15 protein-coding genes are annotated in these 23,273 nt (G+C 40.2%); 5 read left to right on the forward strand and 10 right to left on the reverse strand.

From position 1 onward, the window contains the following. Positions 1 to 72: 72 nt before the first annotated feature. From KZP23_RS02325 to KZP23_RS02350, 6 genes are all read right to left on the reverse strand, one after another. Positions 73 to 969, reverse strand: coding sequence for a glycoside hydrolase family 16 protein (locus KZP23_RS02325; protein WP_226334530.1), 897 nt, complete (start codon positions 967 to 969; stop codon positions 73 to 75). A 4-nt stretch (positions 970 to 973) separates the two neighbouring features. Next, complete coding sequence (locus KZP23_RS02330; RefSeq protein WP_226334531.1) at positions 974 to 1,792, reverse strand: 3-keto-disaccharide hydrolase; 819 nt, start codon at positions 1,790 to 1,792, stop codon at positions 974 to 976. A 160-nt stretch (positions 1,793 to 1,952) separates the two neighbouring features. Beyond that, positions 1,953 to 3,152, reverse strand: a complete 1,200-nt coding sequence (locus tag KZP23_RS02335; protein WP_226334532.1) for a DUF4998 domain-containing protein — start codon at positions 3,150 to 3,152, stop codon at positions 1,953 to 1,955. 26 nt (positions 3,153 to 3,178) lie between these two features. Continuing rightward, positions 3,179 to 4,378, reverse strand: a complete 1,200-nt coding sequence (locus tag KZP23_RS02340; RefSeq protein WP_226334533.1) for a DUF5000 domain-containing lipoprotein — start codon at positions 4,376 to 4,378, stop codon at positions 3,179 to 3,181. Between the two features lie 24 nt (positions 4,379 to 4,402). Further along, a complete protein-coding gene (locus KZP23_RS02345) occupies positions 4,403 to 6,307 on the reverse strand; it encodes a RagB/SusD family nutrient uptake outer membrane protein (RefSeq protein ID WP_226334534.1) in 1,905 nt (634 codons plus the stop codon). Positions 6,308 to 6,320: 13 nt separating this feature from the next. After that, positions 6,321 to 9,431: a SusC/RagA family TonB-linked outer membrane protein gene (locus KZP23_RS02350; RefSeq protein ID WP_226334535.1), complete on the reverse strand. Its 3,111-nt coding sequence runs from the start codon at positions 9,429 to 9,431 to the stop codon at positions 6,321 to 6,323. Between the two features lie 427 nt (positions 9,432 to 9,858). Between KZP23_RS02350 and KZP23_RS02355 the strand changes: the two genes are divergently transcribed. Further along, the gene (locus tag KZP23_RS02355; protein ID WP_226334536.1) at positions 9,859 to 11,010 is read left to right on the forward strand and encodes a helix-turn-helix domain-containing protein; all 1,152 of its coding nucleotides are present in this window, start codon (positions 9,859 to 9,861) and stop codon (positions 11,008 to 11,010) included. A 14-nt stretch (positions 11,011 to 11,024) separates the two neighbouring features. On the opposite strand, the gene KZP23_RS02360 is transcribed toward KZP23_RS02355, so the two are convergent. The 4 genes from KZP23_RS02360 to KZP23_RS02375 all read right to left on the reverse strand — a co-directional run bounded on the left by KZP23_RS02360 (position 11,025) and on the right by KZP23_RS02375 (position 15,612). Continuing rightward, complete coding sequence (locus KZP23_RS02360; RefSeq protein ID WP_226334537.1) at positions 11,025 to 12,032, reverse strand: glycoside hydrolase family 43 protein; 1,008 nt, start codon at positions 12,030 to 12,032, stop codon at positions 11,025 to 11,027. A gap of 55 nt (positions 12,033 to 12,087) precedes the next feature. Beyond that, positions 12,088 to 13,068, reverse strand: coding sequence for a glycoside hydrolase family 43 protein (locus KZP23_RS02365; protein WP_226334538.1), 981 nt, complete (start codon positions 13,066 to 13,068; stop codon positions 12,088 to 12,090). Between the two features lie 398 nt (positions 13,069 to 13,466). Further along, the gene (locus KZP23_RS02370) at positions 13,467 to 14,507 is read right to left on the reverse strand and encodes a glycoside hydrolase family 43 protein (protein ID WP_226334539.1); all 1,041 of its coding nucleotides are present in this window, start codon (positions 14,505 to 14,507) and stop codon (positions 13,467 to 13,469) included. A gap of 7 nt (positions 14,508 to 14,514) precedes the next feature. Then, entirely contained in the window at positions 14,515 to 15,612 is a 1,098-nt protein-coding gene (locus KZP23_RS02375) for a glycoside hydrolase family 43 protein (protein WP_226334540.1), read from the reverse strand. Positions 15,613 to 15,778: 166 nt separating this feature from the next. Here KZP23_RS02375 and KZP23_RS02380 point away from each other — a divergent pair, with 166 nt between their 5' ends. The 4 genes from KZP23_RS02380 (at position 15,779) to KZP23_RS02395 (ending at position 23,250) form a co-directional block, all read left to right on the forward strand. After that, positions 15,779 to 16,714, forward strand: a complete 936-nt coding sequence (locus KZP23_RS02380; RefSeq protein ID WP_226334541.1) for a glycoside hydrolase family 43 protein — start codon at positions 15,779 to 15,781, stop codon at positions 16,712 to 16,714. Between the two features lie 380 nt (positions 16,715 to 17,094). Further along, positions 17,095 to 20,154 carry a SusC/RagA family TonB-linked outer membrane protein gene (locus tag KZP23_RS02385; protein ID WP_226334542.1) on the forward strand — a complete coding sequence of 1,020 codons (3,060 nt, stop codon included), beginning with the start codon at positions 17,095 to 17,097 and terminating at the stop codon, positions 20,152 to 20,154. Positions 20,155 to 20,183: 29 nt separating this feature from the next. Further along, a complete protein-coding gene (locus KZP23_RS02390; RefSeq protein WP_226334543.1) occupies positions 20,184 to 22,019 on the forward strand; it encodes a RagB/SusD family nutrient uptake outer membrane protein in 1,836 nt (611 codons plus the stop codon). A 178-nt stretch (positions 22,020 to 22,197) separates the two neighbouring features. After that, positions 22,198 to 23,250, forward strand: coding sequence for an NHL repeat-containing protein (locus tag KZP23_RS02395; protein WP_226334544.1), 1,053 nt, complete (start codon positions 22,198 to 22,200; stop codon positions 23,248 to 23,250). Positions 23,251 to 23,273: the final 23 nt, after the last annotated feature.

Below are 23,273 nucleotides of genomic sequence, written 5' to 3' on the forward strand. Positions count from 1 at the left end.
TATTTTTTATTTTTTATGGAATTAAATTCCCTCAAATATACACTTCATTTCAAGAGATCAAGGTCACCAGGCCTAATGCCTACTTGATTTTTGATAAACCCTGACATAGTCTACCCAATATTCCTTTGGAAAATCAGTTTGGGAGGGATCACCCCCATTCCCACCAATTGCCAGATTAAGCAAGATATAATGGGGCTGATGAAATGGGTTATAACCATCAGGGTTGAGGGTGTTTTTTAAGTCTATTTCATTTAATAGTTCATCATCAAGGAATAACTTGATATGATCCTCGCTCCAGTCCATTTTCCAAACATGAAATTTGTTTGGCCATTCGGGATCCTTCTCTAAAAACTGGCTGAAAGGAATTTTCTGTTCATCCCATTCTGCAGCATATCGCCCACCGGCCTTCTTCCAGGCAGCGTTAGCCAAAATGGTTGCCTGACCATTGACACGGTAGTATTCCATGATATCCACTTCGCCATTGGCCGGCCAGCCTTTGGAAATCCCCAAGGTCCAGATAGCTGGCCACATTCCCAGGGCAGTATCAATCTTCGCCCGAACCTCTATCAGGCCAAATTTGAACTCCTTTTTTCCTCGGGTATTGATACTGGCAGAACTGTAATGCGCATATTCCTGGTTCTTTCTCCAATCATCGCTACCTGCCTCATAACGTTCATTCTTGACCTCTTCTCTTTTTCCTTCAATGACCAAAAAGCCATTGCCCACATTGGCATTTTCTTCTCGATAATACTGTAATTCATGGTTTCTTACCAATCCCTTTTCATAAGACCAATAAGCCTCATTGGGCTTGCCATCCTCATCAAACTCCTCCTGCCAGACCAATTCATAACCGGGATATCCCGAATTATCAGCCTCTGAACTTTCTTTGCTTTCACCATTTGAACAAGCGCCTAAACTTATCACCAATGGGCAGCACAGCAACTGGGCTAAGCGATTCCTATTAATCATATTCCTATTTATCTTTTTTGGCCAAATCCATAATTTGAATATCCTTGAACATTACACCTTGTCCTTCAGACTGCAAACCGATATAACCTGCTGTCAACATCTTCCCATCCACCTTTAATTCAGGATCAAAGCGGTTGGCCACTCCTCCACCAATTTGTGGCTTGGTGTATTGTAAAACGGTATCTCCATTCACCATATGGATGACCAAGGAATCCTCATAAACTATCAAATCCGCTTGGACCCATTCATCCCATTGGTAGGTCTGAGAGGTGGAATTGATACAATGACGGGGATCCATTTCTCCCTCAAAATAAACCTCTGTTCCTGGAGAACACATATTTCCTGTGGGCCTGGGCACTCCTTCTTTAGCTTCGGCCAACATTTGATATTCTACAGAGATAGGCCAATCCTGCTCTTTCAATTGACTTTCGGGAGACTGGGAATGGAACATTACACCACTGTTTCTATAGGTATAGCTAGGAGCATCTTCCAGCCATTCATCCGTAAAACGGTATTTCCACTTCAAGTGAAAGGAGGAAAATGGTTCTTTATAAAAAAGGTGACCATACCGCTCGTCAAAACCTTCATCATAGCCATCATATTTTACTAAGATAGCTCCATCCTGCACCCTAAATGTTTCCCTGTAATTTTCTCCTGATTCATGGTGGTGGATTTTAGGTATCCAGCCATTCAGGTCCTTGCCATTGAAGAGTGTTTGCCATTCTTCTTGGGGCTGTTCTTGATCTTTGTTCTTTGAACTACCGGTATTACAACTTACACAGAGGATCAAAGCAAGGAATGCAGCATGTCTTAGTTTTAACATATTCTTATTATTCTAGCGTAATAAATTTCAGATAATCTCGAAAATACAATTAATTGTTTAATCTCGATTGAATTATTACACTAATAGCTTTGCTGTTTTTTAAATAAAAAGCAGTTCCCCGCAAACCTAGATTTAGCAGGAAACTGCCACCCCTTAATATCTAATGTTGTGTAAAATCAAATGCCCGGATATTGCAATATCTTCCAGGAGAACCGTCAGGCTGGGTAGTAAGGTATCCAACCGAAATTTGGACAGGGCCTTCTTCAATTTCAAAATCAACCTTTAACTCTCCTAAAGCTTTCCCAGCAATTATTTGAGTGTAGCCAATCGCCGAATCCAAGTTTTCTACATCAGGAAGTTCATCACCTAGAACCACTACCAGATAAGCGTCATCATTTTCAGTTAAATTGGTATCCCTAAGGTCCTTTATTTTAAAAGTAAAACTCCCTACAGGAACATCAAAAGTCTGATATATCTTACCATTATTTACTGCAGGAGCTCCCCAACCAGATTCCAAGTTAAAAATGTTGTTGTTCCATTCATCCCAGCCACCATATCCACCATGAATTTTGGCATTATCATTTGTTGTCCAGTGAGCAAGATTGCCCCACCTTCCACTTCTTGCCTCAGCTTCAAACGGTACCTGCATATTCCTCATATAAGTCACCTTAGGTATATTAGTACTATAAACTGTACTAAAAGTATCCATACTATAGGCCTCTGGACGATAAAAGGTTCTTACTTTGAAAGCCTCACCAACTGAATAGTTTTCCAAAACTACTTCTTCAGTATCCAGTGGCACCTTAACAATATGTTCTGCACCCGCAGCATCAATATACGCTACTTCGGAGTAAAGGGCTCCCGATGTATCATCGATTTCACCAAATACCAATTTGGTGTTGGAATCCCAAACCGTTAGATTAGAAGTAGCAATAGGTCTATGATTTAATGCTGTTCTATACCGCTCTCCATAAGCAGATCCAGTAGCATATACTGGTACCGACTCATTACCTTCATTGTCGATAGTGACTACTTCGAATGTGAAATTGTTTTCTTCTAAGTCTTCTACAATATGCTTTAATGTATCGACTCCTGAAGTTCTATTAATAGGAACGGTAATAGACTCTGCTCCGGCATTCCAGCTTATTCGTGCCTGCTCAATCTTAGGATCTGCTTTAAACAGTCCCCAAACCATCACCCTATGATCCCCTCCGATAATGGTCAAGGAATCTATCTTTCCACTATAGGTTTTTTCACCGTCAGGGATAAAGTCTTTATAGGCATCCATCTCTGTACATGACCACCAAGTCATGGACAAAAAGGATAAACCAAGGATATATTTATTTATATTCTTATTCATTTTATTTCTCTTTTTGATGGAACAAATCATCTAGGGTCTCCATAAACCTGAACTTCACCTATGGCCATATATGAACTCCCTCCCCAGTTTTTGGTGGACCGAATTCTCAAATACCGAACCTTGGGCACATCAATGTCAAACTCCCAGTTATGTCCTTCTACTGCTACCCTATAATCTTCATCACTTTGCTGTCCAAAAGGCAATCCAGAAGGCTTAGTAGCAGTATAAGTACCGAGTTTCACCCAATTATCATAACTCCCGTCAGCTGGTGGATCATTAGATCCCCAAACTTCAAATTCCTTTAGATTTCCTAAATAATAATAGGTTCTCCCATTATAATACTCTGGGTAATCCCAAATCACTATCCGACTCATCTTGGCTTCTTTTCCAGTATCAAAAGTGATGGTATGTGGACCAGAAATCACTGATTGGGTCATATAGATTGCAGGCCAGTTCATGATCTCTCCATCCCACATTCCTGCCATAGAGGTGGATGGATGGTGAGGAGCGTCCCCTGGCAAATTCATTCCCTTATAATTGGATTTGGGCAAAGCAGTTTCAAAAAGTGGATAGATTTCTGAATAAACAGTATCTGTGTAATTCAACCACCTGTCCCTAACTGTAAAAGCAAATTCATGCTTTAATGTATCCATCCCTCTTAGAGAATAATTAATGGTATCGGTTGAGGTATAGATACTGTTTGGGTCAGCTACCCACTCCCCGTATTCATTCTTTTCCATAATCAAAATGGCCACATCTTCCCTGTTGGGGTTTAGCGCATCTATCTGAATTCCTCCAAAAGCAGCCTTTACATCCATGGATTCATATACATCCCAAACAGGGGCTTTCTTTGGCTTTATCACCACTGTAACAGGTGCTGATTCCATTTCTGCTCGGTTTACAGCATATAGTTTCACCTCATGTTCTAATGTATCCGCAAAACCCTCCACCATTAATGAATTATTAAAATAGGAGGCCTTTACCTCTGCTTCTTTACCATTAGTACGATTATAAACAGCCTTAACATAAAGTAAATCATTATTACTAGGAAGTGAATAAGTGATCTTTGCTTTACCTGGCAAATTCTCAACGGACGTTTCAAATACAGGGGAAGGGACAGCATCAGCATCAGAATATGGAGTATGATCCTCTTCCACTTCGCAGGCCCAAATCCCTACGAAAAGGAATAGGGCTATTAGGTATTTATATTTTTTGAATATTTTCATTGTATGACAATTTTGGATTTCACATTACCACCCGACATTCTGAACCAAATTTGGATTCTGGATCAAAGATCCTTCATTAATTGGCCAAAAATAATCTCTAGGTGAAACAAAACGCTGGGAATAAACCGTATTGACCTGATAGTAGGTATTGGTGGTTTCTCCCTTCATATTCCAACCTTGAATAGGCTGATTAAGCATTTCATTGGCTTTTTTCCATCTTTTCAAATCCCAAAGTCGATGTCCTTCAAATGCCAGTTCTATCAATCTCTCCTGATGGATAATTTCTCGTAATCCATCTTTGGTGGAGAATTTATCTGGCTCTAAAGAAAAATTCTGCCATGATTCCTGAACACCAGCAAGTCCAGCTCGCACTCTGATTTTATCCAAGTACTCAAAAACTGTAGCTGAAGGACCTTCTGCTTCATTAAGTGCCTCTGCATACATCAGATATAAGTCGGATAATCGGATTTCCGGCCAATCATATGACCTATAGGTAGCTCCAGAACTACTCATAGACTGATTCCAATCAACCAGCTTTTTAATGAAATAACCTGTCACATTTGTATGAAAGGCATGGTTACTACCTGCATAATCCACAAACTTCGACCTCACGGTATAAGTCCCCTCATCAGAATTGGTCGGACTGTCGTATTTATACCATTTTCCCCCATCGAAGCTCAAGGAAGCATAGAATCGCGGTTCTCTGTCAAAATTAATCCTAGCCGTTTCGAAACCTTCCGCGATATAGAACCTTTCATCATGGGTAGCAGTTCTGAGTTCATCAACCTCACTAAAATCCAAGGTTTTATCCTCATCTATTGGCACCCCATTTTTAGAATAAAACTGCTTGGCTATTTTCAGTGGTGCGGAAAGGATTTTCCTGGCATTATTGTGATTATGATCTGTAGCCAAAGGAGCCATGGCATTACGTTGCAAATCCAATCCAGCAATCCCGTTAGAATTGCCCCAGACATGTTCTGCATTCCACCTTTCACAAATAGCCTGACGGATACTCAATTCAGTACGAGTGGTGTCGGTAATCGCTAAGCCCACCTCGTTGAATTCATATAGGCGATGACCCGCTGCTTCCGCTATGCTAATGGCTTCTTCTGCTGCATCCGCCGCAATTCTCCACTTATTTTCATCATAAGTTAAGTTAAAAAGCTGCTCTCCATCTTTATTTCTAAGGGAAGCCATATCCTGATTGCCATTAAACAAGGGACTTGCAGCCATCAAAAGTAACTTTGCTTTCAAACCCTTGGCAACCGGTTGGGTTACCCTACCCATTTCTGTATTCCTATCAGAAATAGACTCGGGCAATTTCTCTGCAGATTGGTCTAGCAATTCTGCTATATAAGTCACTACCTCGTCTACCGGGCGCCTCTTCACATTCACTTCCTCCTCTGGAGCATCAATTGGAAGGTTTTCGTCGATGATCGGAATAGGTCCATACATTCTCAGCAGATAGAAATGGAAATAGGCTTTTAAAAACTCTGCCTCTCCAATCCATCTCCTCCTTTCAATCTCACCCAAGTCAGGAACTGCGCCATTTTCCAACTGTTCAATGAAGATATTACAATGTCTGATTCCCACATAAATGCCTCCATTCCAAACGTCCACAAAAGGATTGGCCCTTCTCTGATTTCCTCGGGCAATTTCAAAAGACGCACTTTCTATACTTGTACGGTAAGGGATCCACATTTCATCCCCTGCCAAGAAACCTATATTACCATTAGTTGCCCCATTATATGGCATATAAGAATAGCAGGTAAACAAGTATTTTTCTGCTTCATTTCTCAACTTAAAGGCATGGTCTATAGTCGCCACATTGTCTGGTACTACATCCACAAAACTTTCGCAGGAGGTCCCTCCAAACAGGCCCATAAGGCCAAAAGCACCTACAGCTATTTTATATTTTAGTCTATTCATTTTTGCTACTGCTTTAGAAATCTACCACTACACCAAGGTTATACACAGACTGAACAGGATAGCCCAAACCGTTTCCGCCCATTTCTGGATCCCAAAGGTCAAACTTACTCCATACTCCCAAGTTGGAACCATTGGCATACACTCTTAGGTGCTCCAACTTAAATTTACTGAGAATACGCTCTGGCATGGTATAACCTACCTCTACGTTCTTTAGTCTTAAAAATGCCCCATTACGCATCCACCAAGTAGAACCTTGGTTGTTGTTTTCCACAAAATAATCACTTAGACGAGGCCAAAATGCATACAGATCCCTGTTTTCTTCTGACCAGTGGCTTTCTGCAATTACGTTAAGTAACCCATTCTGTGCTCCTCCGTTGATCACAAAGGGGGAGATATTTTGAGAATTAATAAACAAAGAAGTCCGGGCCGCGCCTTGGAAGAAAGCACTGATATCCCAGTTTTTAAAACCAAAAGTCCCTCCAAATCCGTAGATAATTTCAGGTGTGGTTGGATGGCCAATCGGCACCCTATCGAGATTGGATATCACTCCATCATCATTCATATCATGATACTTGATATCCCCTCCCCGATATTCTCCAAATTGTGCAGGAGAATTGGCCACCTCTTGGTCATCAACAAATAAACGCTCGGCGATATAACCATAAGGTTGGCCTATTCTGTCCCCAACTTTCGATAAATAGGATAATTCATCAGGATAGGTATTTTCATCCACCTTCAGGATTTCGCTTGTCGCATAGGTGAAATTCCCCCTTAAATTCACCCATGTGTTTTGTCCTAAGGAGGTATTATAAGTCAAGGTCAGGTCTATCCCTTTACTCATGGCCTCACCGGTATTGGCTGAGGGGATAGCCATGAGACCCATTGTAGAGCCAATATATGACCTTGTCTGTAAAATATTATAGCGGTTTTGTTGGAATGCGTCAAATGTAATATCCAAAGCATTCATCAAAGTCATATCAAAGCCCAAGTTGATCTGACGTGACCTTTCCCAAGTAATATTGCTATTAGGGTAGCGAGAAATAGAAACCCCTGGCCGTCCGTACCCAAACTCCTCTCCGAAAATCGCTCCATAACCTCCATTATTTAGATTTACTTCTGACAGATAGAAAAATCGATCACTATCGCTACCTATCGCATCATTACCGATCCATCCTAGTGTACCTCGTAATTTCAGATGATCAATAAATCCTTTAAGTGGCTCAAAGAATTGCTCATTGGAAATCCTATACGCCAGCCCGATAGAAGGGAAAAATCCAAAGCGGTAGTTAGGAGCAAACCTTTCTGACCCATTATAGCCGAAGTTGAATTCTGCCAAATACCTGTCATCGTAACCATAAGTAAAACGGCCAGATACTCCTGTATTTCTAAAAGGAAGTGATTCCTGAACTGTATACTTACTTCCATCCTCATAACTATTGAAAATAGCTATCAACATCCCTGAAACCGCGTGTTTATCATTAAATGTGCGGTTATAGTTTACCGCCGATTCCATATAACTTCTAAGGGTTACAATTCTTTCTCCTGGATCAAAACTCAAATATTCGGAACCAGTTTGACCTACAGAGCTGGGCCCTCCATCATTCAATACTGTTAGATCTATCTCACCAGTGACGGGATTTAGACGGGAACTGTAATAAAATGGATTGTAAGATCTCGATACATCAAATCGAGCCGAACGTTTTAAATAGCCCATCGTTCGAAAACTCAAGCCTTCCGTGATCATACCCAAATCTTGTTGAATTTGCATTTGAGGTTGGATCATAGAAGTCTTATAAGTTTGATATCCTCTTACCATTTCTGCGTAGGGGTTAAGCAAAAGCGTAGTGCTCCCCCTCCCAGTAATCGCCCCTCCAAACAAAGGATGTTCCACATATGGCAACATCTCACTTGGATATACCGCTGGGAACATCACAGGATTAGACCAGATGGCGCGGTTAAAAGTCCCGGCGCCTCCACCAATGGGACCGTTATAATCGTCAAACTGACCGTACATTTTTACATTCAGTTCTGTAGTAGGCGTCAAGGTCACATCCACATTTGTTCTCAGAGAATAATTTCTCAGCTTGATATTACTGTTGAAGTTATTGATCGGATCTACTTTCAACACCCCATTATCGACATTATAAGTTCCAGCAATATAGAAACGCGCCTTTTCACCTCCTCCGCTTGCACTGAGGTTATAACCTTGATTCAGGGTATAATCCTTGATCAACTGATCAATCCAATTATTGCTTGGATAAAGTAATGGATCTGTACCAGCTTCAGTATTGATGATTTTGGTTTGGGAATAAGGCAAAACCGCATTGGGGTCTCTGGTTAAGGCTGCCTCATTGGCCAGATTCATATAGGTAATATTATCCGCAAATTGGAAATTCCTCGTATTAGTTGAAATTCTATTTTCTGCCCGAAAATGAAACTTGGTTTCGCCCCTAACACCTGTTTTGGTATTAATCAATACTACGCCATTGGCTCCCCTAGCTCCATAAACTGCCGCTGCAGTTGCATCCTTCAATACAGAAAAAGATTCGATATCATCTGGTTGAAGTCGGGCCATGTCTGTAGTCGTGGATTCGATCCCATCAATTAGAATCAATGGGTTTACCTTACCCGCTCCAAATGATCCCAAGCCTCTAATAAAAAACTGAGAGTTATCCAGCCCTGGCTCGCCACTTCTTTGGAAAGCAATCATCCCTGAGACCCTACCGGCCAGCATAGTCGTGAGGTTACTGGTAGGACCTTTTAGTTCTTTTGGATTAACTGCCGTAATAGAACTTACTAAGCTGGCTTTCTTTTGCATACCATAGCCCACAACGACCGCCTCATCCAAAGACTGTAAATCTTCTTTAAGTGTCAAATTAATTTCTGGACGCCCCTCAATCTGCACCTCCACTTTCTGAAAACCAATAAAGCTAAAGACCAATGTCCCATTGCTGGGAGCCATTACTTCGTATTTACCGTCAATGTCCGTTACGGTCCCTCTATCTGTCCCCTTAACAATAACATTGGCTCCAATGATTGTTTCTCCTGTAGGGTCCTTGATAGTCCCTGTCACTTTGATGTTATTGTCTTGTGCATTTACTGTTGAGAAATTTAATATCCCCATACAGAAACACAGTATTAGACAACACAACTTGAGCTGTACAAGTGTTTTCATAAATAAGTATTAAAGGTTATTGAATAATTGAACTAAAAAATATTCTAGTGTTTTCGGTATTGAAAAAACCCAACCACCTGGTCGAATTCCTTTAAGAACAGATACGTTCATGAGCATGTTTTTTTGGGTTAATTGATTAATGTTTACCAGATATTAGGGATCAAATCACCCCACTATCCGCCTACTAAACCTCAAAAGGATATAAGGACATAACCGCCATCCTCTTATGATTTGAATGTTGAAATATGGTTATTTACAATAAAAAATGTAAGTTTAACACTTGTTTAACGGTATTCTTAACCGTTAAAAACAATCAATAAAACACATTAAAGGGCTTTTTGACACTTAATATAGATAAACCCCATATAACTGAATAATGGACAATCTAGATAAACTGGAGTTAATAGATCGAATCACCAACAGCGACACCTTTAAAAGATCACAATCGAGTTGTGTGCTACTTCGCTTTTTAACTGAAGCAACCCTAGCTGGCAGAGATCTCAAAGAAACCACCATAGGCATGGAGCTCTATGGCAAATCCTATGAGGATGAAAAGAGTGCCGCTCATATTCGGGTAAATGTGTATCATCTAAGGAAAAAACTGGAAAAATATTATCAGAAAGAAGGTTCCAAAGACGGTTGGAAAGTGGTCATTGAAAAAGGACAATACGCTGTTAACTTTATTAATGCCAAGGAAAATACTCCACAAAACAAAACAAACAAATATGTTCTTTATGCGGGAATAACTGTTGTGTCTTTAGGGCTAGTATTTTGGATAGCAAACAGACATCAACATATTCCATTATGGCAAGACTATTTTCACAACAGTAAAGAGACTACATTATTTATCGGCGATTTTTTCGGTATAATGGGCACCACAGCCACAGGAAGTCATGGTTGGAATAGGGATTATAATATCAATAACTTGGAAGACTATTACCGATTCATCGAAACACATCCTGACAAAAAAAATACAATAAGTCCTGCAAACTATCCTTATGTCACAGGCATGGCAGCTACTGGAACCATGAATATTTCTAGGCTGTTCCATCGTCAAAACAAGGATTTCACCATTCGATTCAGCTCGCAAACCTCTATAAAGGATATAACTGATAATAACTCCATATATATTGGCGCTATTAAAAACGGAAATCTTTTTGTTGATTTTTTCAATGATGCCAACCCTAATATCTCCATTAACAGAGGTATGCTTTCCTTTAAAGACGATGAAAATAAAATCGATACCCTTATTAACCTAAGTGTTGGAGACGGATCTGTCTATGAACATGCCGTGGTCTCTCGATATAAAGGTCCCAATGACACCGAACAATTTGTTTTCTTCTCAGACCATGATATTGGTGTAAAAGCTACCACAGAGAAGTTTGCAGATGTTAACTGGCTAAAATCTAATTTTGGAAAACTACTGAATAACTCAAAATACTTCACCGCCATCTTTTTGGTGAAAGGAAAAGAAAGAACCAGCATGGAACTGGAATTGCTCCTATGGGATGTATTGGAGGAAGAATGATCTTCAAATAAATATTATGGAATGTATGGGCCAATGATTTTCAGCTCATCCCCACTCAAATCCACTTCAAAAAGATGGGGAATTCGTATATACTTTCCATTTTCTTCCCTATGGCTATGTGCAGCCATCAACCATTTTCCCTCAAAAGTCTGAAACAGCATTCCATGACCAAAATTGGGAGGAGTAATCGGCCGCTCCTTCTGAAGCCAAGGCCCCTCCAGGGTTCCGGATGCGGAATAAGCCACTCCTTGGGTATATACATCATAAATCCAGCTGGTCCATATCATTCCTAGCCGCCCTGTTGCAGTCCTAAATAAATAGGGGCCATCCGTGACTTGGTTGGGAATGACCTTGCCTTCCTTTTTTCTCTTGCTCCATGGTGAATCACTGGCGAGAAACAATAATTTACTTTCTCCAATACTTCCACTTAGGTCATCTTTCAGCTGGATTTTTTCCATCGTCCCATCACCTGTTTGCAACCATTCATGACAGAAAACCATATAGGGAGTTCCTTCTTTACTCTCCCAAAATGTCCCATCCAAAGTGGCCCAATCGGCTGGTAGATAATCCTCATCCCCAAAAGCGCGGTACGGACCATCGGGATGATCACTCCTTAACACATAACTTGCCCTCCTGGGCACCTCAGTTCCCGCTACGGTATCTATAATGACATCGTTATTGGTGAAGGTGGCAAAATAATAATACTTTCCTTTGTACTGATGCAATTCTGCAGCCCAAATGGCCGGCCGCTCTCCCATCCATAAACTGCTATCAATATCCACCACACTAAAGGGACCAGTCCATTTTTTCAGGTCCTTACTCTTCCAAAGTCTTCCCCCCGTACCGGTCATATAATACATATGACTACTGGAATCGGCCAAAATTGCGGGATCACTCAAACGGATAGCGTCCAAAGGTATATCATGTCGAATTTGTCTTTGTCCAATTACCTTGGGCACCCATCCACTTAGTAGCACCAAACTCATTATCAAAACAGTCCAATATCTTTTTTGCGTGTTCATGTTATTTTCTAATACCAATAAAACAATTGAAACCCCGGCTATTACACCCACTATTTCATCTTACCAAGCCCATTGCCTCACTGGTCATTTGCACCTTCTTAAGTGTACCATCAAAATTATATTCCAGTAAATCAATACATACCGAGCGACTATAGCTACTTCCCCCATTTTGTAAGCCTCCATTATGATAGATAAAATAGTCTTTGCCTTTAAACTCCACTATGCTCTGGTGATTGGTATTACTGTTCCCTGCGATTTCATTTAAGATCCCCTGGTATTCCCATGGACCTTCAATACTTGATGAAGTGGCATAAGCTATTTTTTCAGGAAATCCAGTAGCATAAGTCAAGTAATATTTTCCGTTTTTCTTATGAATCCAAGGAGCCTCCGTAAAATCAAAGCCATCGAATTTGATTTGCTTAATTTCACCTGCTATTTCAACCATATTATCCTTCAATTTGGCATAATAACACTCTCCATTACCCCAAAATATCCAAGGCTGTCCGTCATCATCAATAAAGGTAGCGGGATCTATACAGGCCCAAGAATGATCAGAAGCAAAACAGTCTTTATTGGTCAAAAGCGGCTTGCCTAAGGCATCTTTGAAAGGTCCTTTTGGGTTATCTGCTACGGCCACCCCTATCCCTGTCCAATTGGTGCTGATATACCAATAATATTTCCCATTTCTTTCTTGTACATGTCCCGCATAAGCATCGCCACTCTTGGCCCAAGTAAAATCTTCAATCTTTAAAGGCACTGCATGCTCGGTCCAGTTCTTCATGTCTGTGGTGGAAAAAACAAGCCAATCTTTCATCTTATAGCCTTTTTGGCCACCTTCAAAATCATGGCCGGTATAGAGCCACAATGTATCCCCCTCTACTATCGCCGCTGGATCAGCAGTAAATTTATGGGTAATAATAGGGTTACCTTTGGACGTAAAACGAAAAAGCGAATCCTGGCTTTGCGCCTGTAGTGTACTGCAAAACAGTAGTAATAGTATTAGGGTAGTAAATCGGCTAATAATAGCTTGTTTCATTGTTTTAATTAGTTTGTTTATTTCTACTTCCCTCCGACTTAGTTATGAGGAGGGCTATCTCCTGGCATCCTGAAAATTGAGCCTGTGGTTCAATTACTTGAGCTGAAAGCTCAACCTTATCTTGTACCGGGGCGCAGCCCTCGGTACAACTTCGGTGCCTTTTCAAATGTCTTCATCCCGATTTGCGCATTGTTTTTCAAACGTTAAACAGGTCTATTAAGACCTGGACTTCATACAATTAACGGAATCAGAAACTCCAATTCAACGGTTCAAAGACACAACATTTAGCACAACAGAGCCCTGATTTGGCCATCAGCAAAAAACCGTTTTCTTAGACTCTAAAATCTAAAGACTCAAGACTAAATACTAAATACTCTTTACTCTTTACTTTATACTCCCTATTCCAACAATCCTTCCGGCACCCCTCCCCATTTTTCTTCTAGCCTTTTGGCTTCTTCCTTGGTAATGCTGATTACACTCCCATGACGGGGATTGAAATCTTTGGTAAATGTTCCTGTAGTATCTGTAAAGTGGACAAGGTCAGTGCTTCGCTGGAACTCATAACGATGATCCGCATAAAGGTCATACATCAGGAAATATTCTTCCTTTCCATTTAGCTTAAAAACAGAAGATCCCTCTACTACCGTAGGCTTACCCGCATATATATCCAAATATTTAAAGTCTTCCTTCCAAGGCCCCTCTAAAGATTTACTGATAGCCTGTTGGATTCCGTTTTCAAATTCCTCTCCTTCTTTATTTCTAGTATGCCCCTTATAGAACAAATGATAGACACCATCCTTTTCTATAATATCACCATCGATCGCCCCATACTTGGTTTTGAACATCAGCTTAGGCACAGCTTCAAAACCAGTAAAATCAGCATTGGCATAGGCACTGTAAAAATCCAGCCGATCATCATAATAAAACCTTACGGTAAAATACACCAAGTACTTTCCCTTCTCCTTATCATAAATAACCTGAGGTGCCCATACCCATTTTACATCTTTAAATTCCTTCGGATAGCTGGCCTCTAGGTCTATCCATGCGTGGTCCCATTCTATCAGATCTGCTGATTTCAGCAGCACCACACCGGGGTTATGGTCCCAACCGTCTCTCTTGGTATACATATCTGTGGCAACCATATAATAGCTTTTATCATCCGATCCCCGCAAAATATGGGGATCACGCACTCCCCCTGTTTGGGATATTTCAGCCGAGGATAAGATAGGTTCATTACGGTTCAATGCCTTCCAGTTAACAGCATCTTCACTGACAGCAAAGCGAATTTGCTCTTGTTTATCACCATCACCAGTTCCTTCAAAATAGGCAAATAGGTACCCATCATATTTTTCAACCGAGCTCGAACAGGAAAACAATAAACTTGAAAGTCCCAATAGCCATATTCCCCATATATTTTTCATATCTCTTCTTAATATCATAAGCCATTCAGTCAAAACGCATGTCCAAGCCCCATTTATTCGCAAGCTTTTGGGCTTCCCCAGCTGTCAAATGCACCACAGCACCATGCTTGGGTGAAGAAAAATTGGTCGCCTTCATCACGCCCTCATTAAAGTGGCCTAGATCTTTAAAATGCTTAAAATCACTGGTCTCCCGAAAGCCAAAATTATGCGGCTGTATCCCATAGATATCGTACATCAGTACCCACTTTTCTTCACCTATTCTTTTCCAAACATTGGGAGCTTCACTGGCTTCAGGCTCGGTATCATACCAAGCCGAATCGTACTGGTAACTTTCATTGATTTTTTGGGAAACAGCTTGTTTTATTCCTGGCATGCCATCATGGGGCGTATAAAACATATGATACTGATCCCCTACCTTTGTGATATCTGCATCGATATAATTGATTTCCTTTGGATATTGAAAGATCAATTTAGGCTCGGATAGCAACTGGTCAAAATCATCATTGACATAGGAATAATACATTTTATTCAAGCCATTCTTCCATCGCATGGTATAATAAAGCATCAGCTTACCCTCCTCTTCATCAAAGGTGGTTTCAGGTGCCCATGCGCAGCCAATCGTATCATAACCTTCAAATTGCTCATGGAGTAAGACATTGGCTTTTGACCAGTTGATCAGGTCCTTGGATTTCATTAATACGAAGCCGCGGTTGTTTCCCCAACCATATTGTTCTCCTGGGCGCTGCCATTCTGTTTCGCGAAGACCATCTCTTTTGGCAAAAATGTGCAAATCAGTCATGGCCAAATAAAAGGCCCCATCAGGACCACGGAAAATATGAGGATCTCTGATCCCTTTTTGCTCCGCGATACTGTCACCAGCGATCACTGCCTCGCCTTCATTGATATCTGTAAAGCTATAACCATCCTGACTCAAGGCCATGTGTAAACTGTGATCATCATCTTTGAAATAGACCATTAGGTAAGCCTTAAAATCAAGTGAATCCTGAACACCAGAATGAGTTGCTGTTCCCCTATTATTAGCACTTCCGCAAGCCATCATCAAAAAAATAAAGCCAAATCCAAAAGCGGTAATGACGCTTCCTTTATTGAAGAATTTTTTCATGGTTATTTTATTTCTGGGTTTCCATTTTCAGCACAATATATCTAAAACGTCCAAGCAATATAAGACTTTCCTTTAAAATAACTGTCATTTAAACACTTTAATAAATATTTCTTTGTTTTATCTTTTGATGCTAGGTATTTTAGTCCAGCAATTATTAACAGTAAACATGAAAAAAATCTCCCTAATATTCTCAGCATTATTTATCAGCATAATACAGGTCATCGCCCAAACAGACGATATCTATCTATTTTCCTATTTTATGGGCAATGGTGAAGATGGCCTCCATTTGGCCTACAGTGAGGATGGATTAAACTGGAAAGCCCTGAATGGCAATAAAAGCCTACTCACCCCGACAGCCGGTGGAGACAAGTTAATGCGGGACCCATGTATCATCCGCGGGGGTGATGGCAAGTTCCATATGGTTTGGACAGTAAGCTGGAACGAGAAAGGTTTAGGATATGCCAGTTCTGAGGACCTGATCCATTGGTCAGAGCAGCAGTTTATCCCAGTAATGGAACATGAGGAAGGGGCACGGAATACTTGGGCTCCTGAAATAATTTATGATGATAAAAAAGACCAATACATGATTTTTTGGTCTACAACGATCGCTGGACTATATCCAGAAACACAGGACAGCTTGGAAAATGCCTATAACCATAGGATGTATTATACCACCACAAAAGATTTCAAGAAGTTCTCAAAAACGAAACTATTTTATGAACCTGGTTTTAACGTTATAGACGGTACCATCATCAAACATGATGAAGAATATATCATGTTTGTCAAAGATGAAACCAGAACGCCACCAGCCAAGAATATCCGAATCACAAAAAGCAAAAAACTGAGTAAGGGTTACCCTGTTGCGGGAAAACCAATTACTGGAAACTACTGGGCAGAGGGACCTACACCTTTGGTGATAGATGGCCGCTGCATTGTATATTTTGACAAATACACCAATCATAAAATGGGTGCTATTGCCAGTGCTGACTTTGAAAATTGGGAAGACATCTCTGATCAAATCAACTTTCCTGAGGGAACGAGACATGGAACAGCTTTTACCATTAGCCGTGAGGAATTTGAAAAGCTAAAAGCCTCATTTTAAGCCTCAATTATCCAAAAATTATTTACAATAAAAAGTCTTCCCTGATTAAAAGGTGAAGACTTTTTTTAACTTCAAACATCTTTCATTTCACACACCTTTGCTTTCATTTAACTAAATATTTCTTTTTAATCTTTCTTATTACTAAAAAAAATAGTTACACATGGTTTTTTAATGGGTTTACGAAATCGATTCCGTAAGTATTTAACCCTATCTTCTTGATTTAAGTTATTTAATTCTTGATTTTAACACTTATTCACAATAATAAAATGACTTAAACATAAAAATCAATCATTAATATATACAAAACTGGATTTAACAAAATCACATATCAATTCATCAAATTAACCTGATTTAATTCTTTAACAATAACCCACATAATTATGATGAAAAAACTACTTATGGCAACAGGCCTGCTCCTGTTGGCATTTCAATGGAATACTTGGGCCCAAACCATAAGGATATCGGGCCAAATAAGTGAAGAAAATGGGGATCCCATCCCCGGAGCTACAGTCCTTTTAAAAGGAAGTACGACAGGTACTTCAGCAGATATCGACGGGAAATATGCCATAGATGTTCCCAAAGAAGGTATTCTTGTATTCTCATTTATCGGCTATGAGACTAAGGAAATAGCTATTGCCAATCAATCTACCATTAATGTAACTTTAGTTTCTGACATTTCTGATTTGGAGGAAGTCGTAGTAATTGGCTATGGTACAGCGACTAAAAGAGATATTACCGGAGCTGTTTCTTCAGTAACGGCCTCAAAATTGGAAAACGAAAACCCCAACTCCATTCAAGATGTCCTTAGAGGAAACGTAGCTGGACTGAATGTGGGCATGAGCACATCCGCTAAGGGAGGTGGAAGCCTCGAAGTTCGTGGAAGAACTTCCCTAAATGCTGGCACCAGCCCATTATTGGTATTGGATGGGGCCATTTACTATGGTCAACTTTCTGATATCAACCCCAATGATATTGAGACTGTAGAAGTCCTCAAGGACGCCAGTTCCGCAGCAGTGTTCGGTGCCAAAGCTGCCAATGGTGTAATCATGATCAATACAAAAAAAGGTAAAAAGGGAAGGCCACGTATTTCCATTAATTCAAATGTAGGGGTAGCCTCTGTAGCTGCTATGGAAGATGTCTATGGCCCTCATGAATTTATCTCTTGGCGGGAAGACGTTTTCAAAAGTATCAATGCAGGCGGATATGAACCTTATGAGTTTTCTGACCCAAGGACTTTACCTTCAGACATCTCATTGGATGAATGGTTAGCATATGATGGTTCAGAAGGAGACCCTGTAACGGTATGGCTACAACGCTTAAATATGCAACCTGAAGAAATCAAAAATTATAAAGCCGGTAAATTTGTAGATTGGTATGACAGGATTTTTCAAAATGGTTTAAGGCAAGACCATACTGTCAGTCTATCAGGAAAAACAGATGATGTTCAATATTATTGGTCCCTTGGTTATTTAAACAATGAGGGTATCATCATTGGAGATGAATTCGAAACTATTCGTAGTAGATTCAATATCCAAGGTAAAATCAACAAGTTCCTCACCGTAGGAATGAATACCCAGTTTGCGAATAGAGACGAAGGCAATGTGACAGTAGATTGGAATAATCTGCAGCGACTATCTCCCTGGGGCTCTGAATTCAATGAAGACGGGACCTTGAAGTACAGACCAAATGATGAGGTCAGTGGAGGTAACCACCCGCAATACGACAGAAGTTATATCGACAGACAACAAAAAGAGTTCACTTTGAACTCTACCATCTTTGCATCTGTGGACCTACCTTTTGGCTTTAATTTCAGGACTAATTTTACTCCTAGATTCACCTTTTATGAAAGGTTCAATCATGAATCAGCCAGCCACTTTGAATGGTCACAGAGAGGTGGAAATGCATCAAGACAAAACAGCAGAACCTACTATTGGCAAATCGACAATATCCTGACCTGGAAAAAGAACTTCAATAATATCCATGATTTCAACATGACCTTATTGGCCAATGCAGAAAAATTTCAGAGTTGGGATAACACCATGAGCAATAACGGCTTTGAGCCTCATGACAGACTTGGCTACCATAATATTGGAGGAGGAATCAACCCAATTATCTCAAGCAACGACCAATACTCTACTGGTGATGCCCTTATGGGAAGATTACTCTATACTTTCAAGGATAAATATTCCACTACCATCTCAGTTCGTAGAGACGGTTATTCTGCTTTTGGTCAAAGTAACCCAAGGGCCACCTTCTACTCTATAGCTGGTGCTTGGTTGTTTTCAGACGAATCATTTATTGATTTAGATTGGTTGGACTTTGGTAAACTCAGGATTTCTTGGGGAAGTAATGGCAACAGGGACATAGGTAGATATGCGGCCCTTTCTGACTTAAATACAGGTAAATATTTCTATCAGAGACCAAATGGAGAGCTGTATTTTGTTAACCAACTTTATGTAAACACCATGAGCAACCCAAACCTGAAATGGGAAAGAACCAATTCTTTCAATATTGGTTTGGACTTCTCTTTATTCAAAGGCGTGCTGGACGGTACCTTAGAGACATACAAAATGTCAACCAGAGACCTACTTGTAGAAAGGAGTTTGCCTGACATCCTAGGATTCAATTTTGTTTATGATAATCTTGGCCAAGTCGATAACAAAGGCTTTGAACTTTCTCTAAACTCAACAAACATACAAAGGCCTAATTTCACATGGAGAACAGGAATGAACTTTCAGTTAAACCGAAACGAAATCATCAGTTTGTATGGGGATACGGACGAAGAAGGCAATGAATTGGACGATATAGAAAATCAATGGTTTATCGGAGAAGCCATTGATAGAATCTGGGACACCAAGGCAGATGGAATTTATCAGGAAAGTGATAAAGACGAAGCCGCAGAGTATGGAAAATACCCTGGAGACTTCAGACTTGTAGATGTCAACCAAGACGGTTTATATACAATTGAAGACAAGCAATTTCTGGGTTATACAGAACCTAGATTCAGATGGAGCTTAAGAAATGAATTCAAGCTTTACAAAAACTTTGATATTTCATTTATGCTATACTCATATTGGGGACATGATGGCACCTTTAATCAATTAAAAAATAGACAAGGATTTTTGGATAGAACCAATTCCTTTATCACCCCCTACTACACTGAGGACAATCCCAATAACGAGTGGGCAAGGCTTTATTCCAGTGACGGAAGTGCTAGTTTTTCACTGTACAGAAAAAGGTCCTTTATCAGGTTTGAGAACATTTCAGTGGCATATACACTTCCGAAAAAAATGCTTGAGAAAGCCAAAATTGAAAATTTAAGATTTTATTTCAATGTCAGAAATGTGGGACATTACGCCCCTCAATGGAACTGGTTTGATCCTGAAAACAGTGGACCTACTCCTAGATATGTAACGCTTGGTCTTGACCTTACTTTGTAATTAGTGTTGATCCAAAAATGAAATAACCTATGAAATTTAATATTCAAGCATCAATATATAAGACATTAGCCTTAGCTACTGGCCTACTAATAGGAAGTGGGTGTAGTGAAGATTGGCTGGAACCAAAACCTTTATCATTCTTTGCCCCTGAAAACACCTATAACGAAGCCAGTGGTCTTTGGGGAGCCATGGTTGCCTGTGAACGAAACATGAGACATGAACTTACCGGTGATGGACCGCCTATTTTGACAGAGCATATCTTCTCGGAAGTTGCCATTGAGGGAACCACCGATAAATCTGGACCCGCGCAAGACCTTAATCTGCTTATCACCCCAGACGCTAACCTTAATAGCGTGAATACCAACCGTATAGGATGGTATTGGTATGAGGGATTTAAAGGAATTAAATATGCTAATGTGGTTGTTTCTAGAATTGATGATCCGCAAGACTATGAGTCCGAAGCAGAAAGAAACCACATCCTTGGGACGGCTTATTTCCACAGGGCATTACGTTACTATCGCCTTACCCAGCAGTTCGGAGATGTTCCATTGATTTTAGAAGAAATCACCCAGCCTAAACTAGATTTTTACAGTACCGATAGGGAAGTTATACTTCGAAAGATAAAAGAAGATCTTGAATGGGCAGAAGAATGGGTCCCTGACGGAGTGGATAGAGGACGTGTTCCTAAAGGAGCCGTTCAGCATCTTTTGACCAAAGTAAACTTGGCCTTGGGCGAATTTGACGATGCAATAGCTTCTGCTTCCAGACTTATCGACGGTGGAGTTTATTCCCTGATGACAGAGCGATTTGGAGCTACAGCAAATGATCCCGAAAGGAATGTCATTTGGGACTTGCACCGACCAGAAAATAAATCCACCAATGCCAACAAAGAAGCTATACTATTGGTTATGGACAGAATAGATACCGATGGTAACTCAGGAGGTATGACCAGTATGCGACAAGCAGTTCCATTTTGGGGCAATAATATCAATACTCCCAATGGCAATAAGGGTACTTCTGATAAAAATGCGATTGATATCGATCAAGTAACTGAATATGGAAGAGGAATAGGTCGCCTTAGGGGGACTTGGTACCACCAAAGCATGATTTGGGATGACGAGAAAGACCTTAGACACGCTCCTGGAAACTGGATGGACATGGAAGACTTGGTATATAACAATCCTGGAATTAACGGAAGTGATGATTATTACAATAAAAATCTTGAATTTAGAAATTCTGAGGGAGTAGTATTAGTATCTGATACGATCAGAAGTTGGTTCTCTTGGCCACATTACAAGGTATATATCCCTGACCCACAAAGGACCCAACCACAGGGAGGACATAGCGACTGGTATATCTATAGACTTGCTGAAACTTACCTATTAAGAGCAGAAGCTTATTACTGGAAAGATGACTTAACCAAAGCTGCTGAAGACGTTAATGCCGTAAGAACAAGAGCAAAATGCGATCCTTATATAGCTGCTGACATTAATATCGGAACTATTTTGGATGAAAGAGCTAGAGAGCTTTATTATGAAGAACATAGAAAAACAGTTTTGACCAGAATTTCCTATCTCTTCGCTAAAACAGGAAAAGTAGCCTATAATGGTAAAAGCTATAATGAAGAGAGCTTCTCCGAAAACAATTTCTTCTATGATAGGATTATGGAAAAAACAGATTACTATAACAAAGGCGTCTATACAAAACATGGGGACACTTACACTATGAGCCCGTATCATGTACTTTGGCCAATACCAGCAGATGCAATCAACTCGAACACCAAGGGGCAGATCAATCAAAACAAGGGCTATGCAGGTTTTGAAAACAATGTACCCGTTTTAACCTCTATCGAACCCATTGATTAAAAAACCATAAATCAAAATTCCCTCAATTGGCTGAATTCAATTTTCGGCCAATTGAGGCTTTGCCATTTATGAGCATTGATAATTAGCTTTTCCTAATTAGCATCTCTAATTGGCTTTTCATGATATAAAAAGTAAATTGAGGGCTAAAGACCTAAAGAATTATTTAGCAAGACCAATTATGTCAAAAGATTATAACAATAGAAGAAACTTTTTAAAATCCAGTTCCCTCTTGATGGCTTCTGGATTACTGTTCCCCAATATCAATTTCGGAAAGTCCACTGACCCTTTAAAGGAAATAATTGGACATGGAGACTTCAAATACAAGGTAAAAAAAGATTGGAGTAAACAAAATCAATTTGTTACCCCTGTCAAAGACTGCCATGAAATGGTCCAGGACAAAAAAGGGAGATTGATTCTTTTGACCAATGAAACCAAAAACAATATTATCTTTTATGATCGTTCTGGAAAGGTATTAAAAACTTGGGGCAATGAATTCCCCGGCGCCCATGGACTGACCCTACATGATGAAGGTGGAGAAGAATTCCTATACATTACCGACCATGACAGACATCAGATTTATAAAACCACCTTGGATGGGACAATCCTCTTGACCATTGATTATCCAAAAGAGACTGGTGTTTACCAAAAACCTGAACAATACCGGCCAACGGAAGTAGCCATCGGTCCCACTGGAGATATTTATGTAGCTGACGGATATGGTAAAAGCTATATTGTCCAATACTCTCCAAAGGGAGAATTGATCAGGCATTTTGGAGGCAAGGGTGAAAATGATGCCAATTTACAACAAGCCCATGGCGTCTGTCTGGATACCCGAAACCCAGCTCAACCTGAACTCATCGTCACTTCCAGACTGGCCCATGAATTCAAAAGATTTGATCTGGAAGGAAACCACCTAGAGACAGTCCCAGTAACGGGTTGTTGGATCAACAGACCGGTCATCAAGGGAGACAACCTCTATTTTTCGGTGCTTAGAACCGTAAGTCGTAAAGAGTATGATGGCCTCACCGTAATACTGGACAAAAACAATAAAGTGGTGTCTGCACCGGGAGGTACTTCGCCAGAGTATATAGATGGAAAACTACAAACCATAGTATATGATGGCCATACTTTTATGAACCCTCATGATGTCTGTGTGGACAATGATGAAAATATATATGTTCCCCAGTGGAATTCAGAACAAACCTTTCCAGTACAACTTGAAAGAGTATAATATTAATTAACAGCAACCCATCA

Source organism: Echinicola marina (genome assembly GCF_020463795.1).
GTDB classification, from domain to species: domain Bacteria; phylum Bacteroidota; class Bacteroidia; order Cytophagales; family Cyclobacteriaceae; genus Echinicola; species Echinicola marina.